The organism is Rhizobacter sp. P3_B12, from assembly GCF_056402895.1.
In genome coordinates this window covers 1-7,024 of sequence record NZ_JBFUGN010000261.1, presented here as the reverse complement: position 1 = coordinate 7,024, position 7,024 = coordinate 1, and the positions used below count along the sequence as shown (strand labels likewise).

The 7,024-nt window shown below is 61.5% G+C and carries 6 protein-coding genes and 1 pseudogene; 1 reads left to right on the top strand and 6 read right to left on the bottom strand.

What is annotated here, in order from left to right; genetic code table 11:
• The 3 genes from AC1D01_RS15290 to AC1D01_RS15280 form a co-directional block, all read right to left on the bottom strand.
• The coding region (locus AC1D01_RS15290) for a multicopper oxidase family protein (protein WP_477867628.1) at positions 1 to 1,022 on the bottom strand (1,022 nt) is incomplete at its 3' end.
• Positions 1,023 to 1,041: 19 nt separating this feature from the next.
• Complete coding sequence (locus AC1D01_RS15285) at positions 1,042 to 2,418, bottom strand: TolC family protein (protein ID WP_477867626.1); 1,377 nt, start codon at positions 2,416 to 2,418, stop codon at positions 1,042 to 1,044.
• A 111-nt stretch (positions 2,419 to 2,529) separates the two neighbouring features.
• On the bottom strand, positions 2,530 to 2,934 hold the full coding sequence (locus AC1D01_RS15280; RefSeq protein ID WP_477867624.1) for a hypothetical protein: 405 nt from the start codon (positions 2,932 to 2,934) through the stop codon (positions 2,530 to 2,532).
• A gap of 254 nt (positions 2,935 to 3,188) precedes the next feature.
• On the opposite strand from AC1D01_RS15280, the pseudogene AC1D01_RS15275 reads away from it, so the two are divergent.
• Positions 3,189 to 3,374 (top strand): annotated as a pseudogene (locus AC1D01_RS15275) (transposase); the annotation flags it as partial.
• Positions 3,375 to 3,651: 277 nt separating this feature from the next.
• Here the strand turns inward: AC1D01_RS15275 and AC1D01_RS15270 are convergent.
• From AC1D01_RS15270 to AC1D01_RS15260, 3 genes are all read right to left on the bottom strand, one after another.
• On the bottom strand, positions 3,652 to 4,152 hold the full coding sequence (locus tag AC1D01_RS15270; protein ID WP_477867622.1) for a tetratricopeptide repeat protein: 501 nt from the start codon (positions 4,150 to 4,152) through the stop codon (positions 3,652 to 3,654).
• 351 nt (positions 4,153 to 4,503) lie between these two features.
• Complete coding sequence (locus AC1D01_RS15265; protein ID WP_477867630.1) at positions 4,504 to 5,253, bottom strand: AAA family ATPase; 750 nt, start codon at positions 5,251 to 5,253, stop codon at positions 4,504 to 4,506.
• Between the two features lie 442 nt (positions 5,254 to 5,695).
• The coding region (locus AC1D01_RS15260) for an RHS repeat-associated core domain-containing protein (RefSeq protein WP_477867620.1) at positions 5,696 to 7,024 on the bottom strand (1,329 nt) is incomplete at its 5' end.

The window sequence follows — 7,024 nt, the reverse complement described above, 5'->3', positions numbered from 1 at the left end:
ACCTCGCGGTGGTCGACGCCGATCATCGTCGGCACCGCATGCCCCATCGCGTTCATCGTGTGGTGCGACTTGTGGCAATGGATCGCCCAGTCACCCGCCAGCGCATCGAACTCGAAGGCGCGCATCTGGCCGACGCCGATGTCGACCGTCACCTCCGGCCAGCGCGCCGACTTCGGCACCCAGCCGCCATCGGTGCCGGTGACCTCGAAGTGCGGGCCGTGCATGTGGATCGGGTGGTTGGTCATCGTCAGGTTGCCGACGCGGATGCGCACCCGCTCGCCGGTGCGCGCGACGATCGGGTCGATGCCGGGGAAGGCGCGGCTGTTCCAGGTCCACAGRTTGAARTCGAGCATGGTGTTCACGCGCGGCGTCGCGGCGCCGGGCTCCACGTCGTAGGCGTTCAGGATGAAGCCGTAGTCGCGGTCGACGCGCAGCTGCCTCGCATCCTTCGGGTGGACGATGAACAGGCCCATCATCCCCATCGCCATCTGCGTCATCTCGTCGGCATGCGGGTGGTACATGAAGGTGCCGGAGCGCTGCAGCACGAACTCGTAGACGAAGGTCTTGCCGACCTCGATCGGCGGCTGGGTGAGGCCCGTCACGCCGTCCATCCCCGAGGGCAGCAGGATGCCGTGCCAGTGCACGCTGGTGACCTCGGGCAGCTGGTTGGTCACGAAGATGCGCACGCGGTCGCCCTCGACCGCCTCGATCGTCGGCCCGGGGCTCTGGCCGTTGTAGCCCCACAGGTTGGCCTTCATGCCGGGTGCGATCTCGCGCACCACCGGCTCGGCCAGCAGGTGGAACTCCTTGACGCCGTCCTTCATGCGCCACGGCAGCGACCAGCCGTTCAGCGTGACGATCGGGTTGAACGGGCGGCCGGTGGGCGGCGGCGGGGGCGGCTGCATCGTGGCGCTCGATTGCGTGGCGGCCTCGGGCAGCGAGGCGGCGCCGACGCGGCTGACGGTGGCGGCGCCGAGCAGCGTCGCGCCGGCGGCCTTGAAGAAGGTTCTGCGGTGGGTCATCGGTTGCTCCATCAGCGGGTCAGCGGGGCAGGTCGGGGGAGGCGTTGGCCGGCGAGCGGCCGGCGATCGCCATCTGCAGCGCGCTTTCGGCGATCCAGTGGTCGCGCAGCGCTTCGACCGCGCCGGTCACGCCGGCGATCTGCGATCGCGCATCGGCGAGCAGCTCGAAGACGCTGCCGAGCATGCCGTTGTAGCGAAGCAGGTTCTCGTCGGAGATGCGCTGGCGCAGCGGCACGACCTCGTCGCGGTAGTGCCTGGCCAGCCCGTAGGCGCTGCGGTAGGCCGAGTACGACTCGCGCACCTCGGAGCGGGCCTGCAGCGCGAGCTGCGCGGTGCGGTCCAGCGATTGCCGGTAGGTGGCCTCGGCGCGCGCCGTGCGGGCGCTGCCGAAATCGAACAGCGGCAGCTCGAACTCGATCTCGTAGCCGTTGCGGCGCGGTTCTGCGCTGCTGCTCTGGTTCTGGTAGCCGGCGTCGAGCACGTTGATGAAGCGCGTTGCCTTCGTCAGGCCGAGCGATGCGGCGGTCGATGCGGTGGCGCGGCGGGCCATCTGCAGATCGAGGCGCTGGTCCATCGCGGTCTGCTCGGCGTTCTGCGGGTTGACCGGCGCGGGCGGCAGGTCGGGCAGGCGCCCGGGCAGCGTGAACGATGGCGAGCCGTCGGCCAGGCCGAGCGCGCGCACCAGCCGCTCGCGGCCGGCCACCGCCTGGTGGCGTGCGTGCAGCCACTGCGCCTGCGCATCGGACTGGAAGGCCTGCTCGCGCAACTGCTCCAGCTTGCTGAAGTTGCCGGCGGCGAGCATGCGGCGGGCGAGCTCGCCGGAGGCGTCGGCGGCTTCCTTCACCTGGTCGGCATAGCCGAGCAGTTGTTGCGCGGCGACCGCATCGAAGAAGGCGCGCCGCGCTTCAGCGGCCAGGCCCACCGCATCGGCGGCGGCCTGCAACTGGGCGATGTCGAAGCGCTCGCGCTCGATGCGCGATGCGGTCGGCATCGCCAGCAGCCCCAGCACATCGAAGATCACCGCGCGGTCGATCTCGACGCTGCCGCCGCCGGCCAGCCGGCCGAAGCGCAGCGAGGGGTTGTGCAGGCGGCCGGCGCGCACCAGGTCGGCCTCGGCGATGCCGAGCTCGGCGAAGCTCGCCCGCAGGCCGCGGTGGTTCAGCAGCGCGAGCTCGACTGCGGCGTCGGGGGTCAGCGGCCGCGCCAGCAGCTCGGCGGTGCGCGTGCGCGCCGCGTCGGAGGCTGCAGGGGTGCGCAACGCGGTGGGGGCGATGCCGGTGCGTTCGCGCGTCAGCGACGCGACGCGGTCGAAGCCGCCGTCTTCCGAGAAGGACGCGCAGCCGCCCAGTGCCAGCAGCGACAAGGCGCCGGCCACTTTCGACAGGTTCAGGTTCATGGTTCGAAGTCGATTGAATCGCCGCCACGCACGGGGCGGGCGGCAACAGCCTGCGCGTTGCGCGCGCGGGCACCCTCGGGCCCGAGGCCCCGTCATGGGGGCCCCGGCGGGTCAGCGGCTTCGGGGTGGGCGGTCGGGGCCGCCGGACTGGAAGCTCGGGGCCGGTGCCTGCAGGGACGGGAAGCTCAGCGTGGTGCTGAGCGTCGAGGGCTCGATCGTCGGCGCCGCGCTGGGCATCGGGGTCATCGAGCAGAAGGAGGCGCAGAGGTTGCAGCCGGTGTCGTGGGAGGTGTGCGTGGGAGAGGGCTGCGCCTGCTCGTGATGCGCGTGGTCATGGTGCGCGCCGTCGTCGTGATGCAGGGCGGTCGCGCCATCGTGCGCCGCCGGGTGCTGCATGTGCGACGACGCCGCCGCCAGGGCACCTCCCGCCGGGCACAGCATCGCCCCCGCGACCGCACCCCGGATGGGGATCAGCAGTGCGAGGAAGATCACGAAGAGGGCGCGGACGGTTCGCAAGGTGGGCGGAGGGTTTTCAGGTTCGGCGGAAGTCTATGGGCTGACAGCGTGGCAGTGTCAAGCGCAAATCCTCTTTCTCCGTCGGCTTCTGCCTGCGCACGCCCTTCGGCTTGCATCCATGGCCGCCAGCGGACTGTCTCCGTCGTCGACTGAACTGCCTGTCATGTGAAGCCCGCGGCGCGTCGATTCCAGAAGAGCCGAGAACTGGACCTCATGCACGAGTGGGAGCGAATGCTCAACGAAGTTGAGCGATCAAGGCGAGCGTGCGGGCGAAAGTCGAGCATCCGTTCCACGTGATCAAGAGCCTGTTGCGTCACATGAAGGTCCGCTACAAGGCCATGGTGAAGAACGAGGCGCAGTTGTTCAGCCTGTTCGGGTTGGCCAACATCGTCTTGGCCAAAAGGCGATGGCTGGCCCTCGATGCCCAAGGTGCGTCTTGAACGCGAGAAACAGCCTCGAAAAAGGTCTCGGGGCCACAGCTCTGAGGCCTCTTGCGGCCATCTACTAGTAAGCGACTTCGAGCCGCCCCTGCCAGCTACTCTTCAAAATAGTCCTCGCCCGACAGATAGTAGAAATGCCCCAAAGTTAAAGCGGAGGCCATTTCATAATAATCATGGCCACCTTTGCGAGGTTGAGGATGCCGCATTCCTCCCTCGGCTTCAACTATTACTGGGTCCGGGTGAATTTCATTTCGAATCGGCCTTTTCTGCGTATGGCTTATAACTGCCGGCGCAGGATTTCTGCTCGCATCTCGGGGAGGGTCAACATAGGCACTCGCCCTGCATGGGGCACCGGCAGTGATATTTTCGGTGAGGCCGCCTCCAGTTCGTCAACCAATTCCTTTGCGGCTCGATAATCGTTAATCTGCATTTTGGCAAATGCCAGAGCCAGCCACGCACCAGTATCAAAAGCATGATTTTTTGTCCGGCTCGCGCTATCCAGCATAGTCTCGAGCCATTCGATGGCCTTCATATATTCATCAACATATAAAGCAGCCTGCGACGCCAAAAACAGGGTTTTCACACTTTCGACACCCCAGCTGACAAGGAGGAAATAGTCGTCGAATGCTGCGCGCCCATCACCCTTTAAATAATGAATGGTCGCGCGCATCTCCAAGACATCAGGATTATCGCCCGACTCCAACATTTCAGAGCATCCGGCTATCGCGACGTCGAAATCTTGACGATCACGAGCCCTCTTGATATCGGCCATATTCATTTAATTCGCTTCAGGTGGGATCCTCAAACCCTCCTCGCCCCAGAAAATAATTCCCCACCCGAAGCTTGGCAACTTCATTGCGCAAATCATTTTCATAGGAGTCTCGTTGAATTCATTTTCCACGCTCATTGATCAGTTCGCGACGGRCCATCTGTTTCGACCAAATTCATGGCTTGCGCATAGGCAGAAGCCAGTATGGGACGCTTCTTCCAATCAGCAAATTGTTCGCAAGTCTCGTCAGCAAGCATGGCTGTTCTTCTCAAGGGGCGACCGTATCGTACTTCCCATGGAAACACCGGAGAAGCAAAAGAAGATGGTGAGTCATCCGGCACCATGCGCTCTTGGCGTAGGTCATATTGCATCTTTGGAGCAAGCCGCACCGAACGCGACGCATCTTCTATCAAATTGGAGTTCTCTGAAATGCTCGGTGTCCTCGTAAGAAGCGAGTGAAATACCACCTTTGTCGCAGAGATAAATCTTCGAATCGGGGTGCGCCATCAATATGGGTGGGTGAGTGGCGATGATGAACTGAGAGTGATTAAGGATCAAGTCATGAATTCGTTTCAGAACAGCAAGCTGTCGCTGTGGCGATAGGGCCGCCTCAGGCTCATCAAGAATATATATTCCTTGACCACCGAACCGCTCCGTCATGAGTGCCAAGAATGACTCACCATGTGATTGCTCGTGTAGAGAGCGGCCGCCATAGGGATCAATAACAGGTGGGCCGGGCGCTGGCTCTGCATCGAGGTTTTCGATTTCCGTTGCCACGTTGAAGAAGCTCTCCGCTCGCAGGAAAAATCCATCTCTAGGTCGTCGCACGCCCTTAGCGATGCGAAGGAATTCGTGAAGTTCCGAGTGTGAACGCCTTGTACCGAAGCGAAAACTCTTGGTGCCACCTTCTGCATTGAATCCGAGGTTGACAGCAATACCTTTGAGTAGTGTCGATTTCCCCGAACCGTTCTCGCCTACGAAATAGGTGACCTTGGGGTGAAGGTCAATGTTGTCGAGAGATTGAATGGCTGGAAGGGAAAATGGATACCGATCGAATGACTCAACTTTCTCGCATCGTAAGGTGATCCGGCTGACGTACTGAGATGAAATCGCGATAGGTATACTTGGTCATGTCTATTTTCTCTCGGCGCCAATCATCTTGAATAGAACGAGCGCCTCCGCATCAGTCAATGTTTTCTGATACTGCCCTGACGGCCCATAATAATTTATAGTGTTTGGCCACAAATCAAGCGTAGATGATTTCCCGTCTTTCTGGTCAATGGCAATAAGAATGCGCGGCGAGTAGGTCACCATACTTCTCGACCAACCAGAGCGATGCTCAAAGAGCCATCCCGATAGCGCGTGAACTTGCTGACTATTTAATTCGATCTTCGGCCCGGGTGATCCGCCAGAGAATTCGACATATGAGGCTGAAGATATTTCAGGCGCCTCAAAGTTGCAGCCATACAAGGTGCCAACGAAGATAGCAATGAATACGCATTTGTAAATATATCTCATGATGATTAGATGTTAACATGCATCTATCTCGGGACTACCGCCAACTCTGACCGTCCCCTGGCACATACGGGCTGAGGCCGCCATATCTTCTCTGCAGCTGCTTCCAGACAGCCTGCGAGAAATCCCTACATGTGTTTCCAACCAGAGAGTACCGTCCAATGGATCCGAGCAACGAATTAAAGTAATCGATGATTTCTGTGTCTTGTTCCGGACTAGTTGATTGAAGTGTGGGGACAACAAGCGGTCCGGCGGCAGATGTGTCCACATACACCTCACCTTTGCAATTCATTAGGCAGCCCTCCTCCGCGACACCAAAACTGATGCAGGCTCGCCCTCCAGTATATTTTCCAACACAAATACTTTGGTGAAACGGATGCCCACCYTCCCCAGGAACGGATCCTTCGATCCAATAATCTTTCCCCAAGGGATCCACATATTTGAGCGGGTTTGATCCAGCATACCCGTAGGTATTGATACCTCCCGCAAGCCCGATGAGGTCAGATTGCGCATAGCGTCCAAGCCCGGCGTCGTAGTTGCGGAAGTAGTTATACCAAAGCCCACTCTCCGCATCCGCGTATTGCCCGGGGAAGCGCAGGTTCTGTGTGAAGACGCCAAGCCCACTCGGATTGACCTCCGGCGCGGTCGTGCCGAACGGCTCGGCGAACCACTGCCAGCGGGTCACGTTGCTCATGTCGACGACGATTCGCGGTGCGTTCAGGTGATCCGCGTGGATGTAGAACATCAGGGGTGCTCCACTCGGGTTCGCCGGGTCCGGCATGAACATCGCCACCGGGATGTCGTCGAGCCACACGTATTCGCGCAGCGCTTGTCCCGCTTGGTCGTACTCCCCGAGCAACTCGCCGCTGAGCCCGTACACGAAGATGACCGTGCTGCCCGGCCCCGCGCTCGTCACCTTGCGGACGCGCCGCTTGTCGGCGTCGTAGGTGTAGGTGCCAGTGACGCCGGCCTTCGTGATGCTCGCCAGCGATCCGCTCAGGCCGTAGGTCCCCGTGTAATTCGGGCTGTCGGTGGTCGTGTTCCCCGCGTTGTCATAGCCGAAGCTTCTCGCCGGGTTCGTGATGCTCGTGAGCCGGTTGCTTGTCGCCTCGGTGGTGTAGAGGCTCGGGCTGCCGTTCAGGCTTGTGCCGGTGCGGTTGCCGTTGGCGTCATACGTGATCGACCAACTGCTCGCAACCGTCGTCACGTGCGTGATCCGATCGTTCTCGTCGTAGCCGAAGCTCTGGTCCAGCGCCGGCTGCGGGATGCCGTCATTGGCGCTCAGGTGCGTGAAGCTGACGATGCGATCGGCCGCGTCGTAGGTCACGTCGCGGAAGACGTTGCCCAGCCGGTAGCGCGTGACGCG